Here is a 2702-nt window from a genome sequence, read left to right on the forward strand (position 1 = left end):
GCTTTCGTCCGAATTCGACATCAGCCGCGAGCGCGTGCGCCAGATCGAGGTGCGCGCCTTCGAGAAGGTGCAGGATGCGGTCAAGGCCGCCGCCAAGCGCCAGACCCAGGCGCTGCGCACCATTGAGGCGCAGCCCGCAGCCTAAAGCCGGCTAAAGGCAACAAGATCTAAAGGCGGCGCCAGGAAACTGGCGCCGCTTTTTTCTTGTGTGGTTGGCGAAAGCGGAGGCGACATCCGATCTCCCCTGCAAGGGGGAGATTGCAGCTTCGCCGGCAGCGATCTCTCAAAGCCCATCCAGCGGAAACTTTAGATACCGCCGGCCATTCGCTTCGGGTTCGGGCAGCCTCCCGCCATTCATGTTGACCTGCAGCGCATGCAGGATCAGCCGCGGCATCGGCAGCGTCCTGTCGCGCGCTTCGCGCAGGGCGACGAACTCGGCCTCGCTGCGGACGGCGGCAAGATGGGTGTTGGTCGCCTTCTGTATGGCGACCGTGCTTTCCCACAAGGGTTCGCGGCCGCCGGCCTGATAGTCATGACCGACGAACACCCGCGTCTCGTCCGGCAACGCCAGTATGTCCTGGATCGAGCGCCAGAGCCGCGCGGCACTGCCGCCGGGAAAGTCCGTCCTCGCTGTGCCGCTGTCGGGCATGAACAGCGTGTCGTGGACGAAGGCGGCATCGCCGATCACATAGGTGATCGACGCCAGCGTATGGCCGGGCGAGAACAGCACCTTGGCCGGAAGCGTGCCGACCGTGAAGGTTTCGCCTTCACCAAACAGCCTGTCCCACTGCGAACCGTCGGCGGGAAAATCCGGCCAGTTGTAGATCGCCTTCCACAAATTCTGGACGTCGACGACCCTGTCGCCGATCGCTGTCGGCGCTCCGGTCTTCTCCCTCAGATAGTGCGCCGCCGAGAAATGATCGGCGTGCGGATGGGTGTCGAGGATCCATTCGACGCTCAGCCCCTGCTCGCTGACGAAGTCGAGCAGGATATCGGCATTCGTCGTTGCCGTAGCACCGGATTTCTCGTCGAAATCGAGGATCGGATCGATGATGGCGCAGCGTTTCGTCGCCTGGTCGGCGACGACATACTGGATGGCCCCGGTCGGCTTGTCGTAGAAGCCGCTGACCTGCGGCCTGGCCAAAGCTACGTCCAATTCTGGCTTCCCCAACTCTCGGTCGTCAGGAATGATTTTCTCTGACGACACCCGAGAGGAGCATGGTTGTCCGCTCGGGTGAGCCAGTCAAGTATCATTTCGCTCGCGGCGACAGGAAAGCCAAAAACTGTTCCGAGGAGCGGTCAGGCAGAGGGCTGCTTGGTCTTCCGCAGATACGGCAGGATGGTCTCATAAGCGCCGAAGCGCCTGATCGCGTCCTCGTTGGAGACGGCAGCGGTGATGATGACGTCCTCGCCCTGCTTCCAGTTTGCCGGCGTCGCCACCTGATGCTTGGCGGTCAGCCGCATGGAATCGACCGCACGCAGGATCTCATCGAAGTTGCGGCCCGTGGTCATCGGGTAGGTCAGCACCAGCTTGATCTTCTTGTCCGGTCCGATGACATAGACCGAGCGCACCGTGGCATTGTCGGCCGGTGTGCGGCCTTCCGACGTCTCGCCGGCACCGCCCGGCAGCATGTCGTAGAGCTTGGCGACCTTGAGGTCCTTGTCGCCGATCAGCGGGTAGTTCACCGAATGGCCGGTCGCCGTCTTGATGTCGTCCTGCCACTTGCCGTGGCTTTCGACCGGATCGACCGAAATGCCGATGATCTTGACGTTGCGCTTCTTGAATTCGCCTTCGAGCCCCGCCATCGTGCCAAGCTCGGTCGTGCAGACCGGCGTGAAATTCTTGGGATGACTGAACAGGATCGCCCATCCGTCCCCGATCCAGTCGTGGAATTTGATCGTCCCTTGCGTGGTCTCGGCGGTAAAATCCGGCGCAATGTCGTTGATACGAAGGCTCATGGTACATCTCCCCTGTAAACGGAACCCGTCGGCAGCGAGGAACGACAAGCGGCAACCCATGCTGCCATCGAACTGCCCCGCCCGGGCATCGTTGCATCTTAGCGCAAAAATCGTGACTGCAAGACAATATGAAACTCTTGTCGGTGGCAGGCGAGCATTTTTATGCTGCCGAATGCTCGGCACGCGGATGAGAGCCTGTTGGGCTGGACAGGAGAGATCCTGCCTCAGCTCTTGTTGACCGCCATTGTCACAGTCAGGTCTTCCATGCGCTGTGCCAGCGCGCTGAGCGCGTTGGTCAGCACGCTATCGCTCTTGTCGGCCTTGGTCAGAGCCTCGTCGCGGGTCTTGCGCAAGGTCAGCACTTCGCTTTCCATGCCCTTGACGCGTTTCTGCAACTCCGAGAGTTCATCCATCACCATGATGCCGGCCATCACGGTCAGCCGCTGATCGCCAATCTCGCCGAACGAGTCCTTCAGGTGTGAAACATAGCGGTCGAAACGTTCGGCAAGATCGATCAGATGCTCTTCCTGGCCCTCGTCGCAGGCCATGCGATACTGCTTGCCGTCGATTGAAACCGTGACCTGTGCCATCGGGCCAGCTCCTATCTGTCCAACACGGCGCGGATGGTTTCCATGGCGGTCACCAAACGTCGCGAGACTTCCTTGTTGGCATCTTCCAGCCGTTCGGCGCGCGCTTCGGAATTGTCGAGTTCCTGCGCCAGCCGCGAGCGATCGGCGTTCATC

General features: G+C 61.2%; 5 protein-coding genes. 1 reads left to right on the forward strand and 4 read right to left on the reverse strand.

The genetic code is table 11. The features are described from left to right. A partial coding sequence (locus tag EN879_RS31255; RefSeq protein ID WP_281034613.1) for a sigma factor-like helix-turn-helix DNA-binding protein occupies positions 1-145 on the forward strand: 145 nt, incomplete at its 5' end. Between the two features lie 138 nt (positions 146-283). Here the strand turns inward: EN879_RS31255 and EN879_RS31260 are convergent. The 4 genes from EN879_RS31260 to EN879_RS31275 form a co-directional block, all read right to left on the reverse strand. Next, a complete protein-coding gene (locus tag EN879_RS31260; RefSeq protein WP_063169154.1) occupies positions 284-1156 on the reverse strand; it encodes an MBL fold metallo-hydrolase in 873 nt (290 codons plus the stop codon). Positions 1157-1299: 143 nt separating this feature from the next. Next, positions 1300-1959, reverse strand: a complete 660-nt coding sequence (locus EN879_RS31265; RefSeq protein WP_063169155.1) for a peroxiredoxin — start codon at positions 1957-1959, stop codon at positions 1300-1302. A gap of 224 nt (positions 1960-2183) precedes the next feature. Continuing rightward, the gene (locus EN879_RS31270) at positions 2184-2549 is read right to left on the reverse strand and encodes a cell division protein ZapA (RefSeq protein WP_013529252.1); all 366 of its coding nucleotides are present in this window, start codon (positions 2547-2549) and stop codon (positions 2184-2186) included. A gap of 11 nt (positions 2550-2560) precedes the next feature. Continuing rightward, positions 2561-2702 (reverse strand): DUF4164 family protein (locus tag EN879_RS31275; protein ID WP_127274495.1); only part of this gene is annotated, 142 nt, incomplete at its 5' end.

It is taken from the genome of Mesorhizobium sp. M7A.F.Ca.AU.002.02.1.1, from assembly GCF_003998535.1.
GTDB lineage: Bacteria > Pseudomonadota > Alphaproteobacteria > Rhizobiales > Rhizobiaceae > Mesorhizobium > Mesorhizobium ciceri.

Excerpts from the sequence above, each read along its gene's own strand:
- EN879_RS31270 (WP_013529252.1), bottom strand. The coding sequence starts at position 2,549 with ATGGCACAGGTCACGGTTTCAATCGACGGCAAGCAGTATCGCATGGCC.
- EN879_RS31265 (WP_063169155.1), bottom strand. The coding sequence starts at position 1,959 with ATGAGCCTTCGTATCAACGACATTGCGCCGGATTTTACCGCCGAGACC.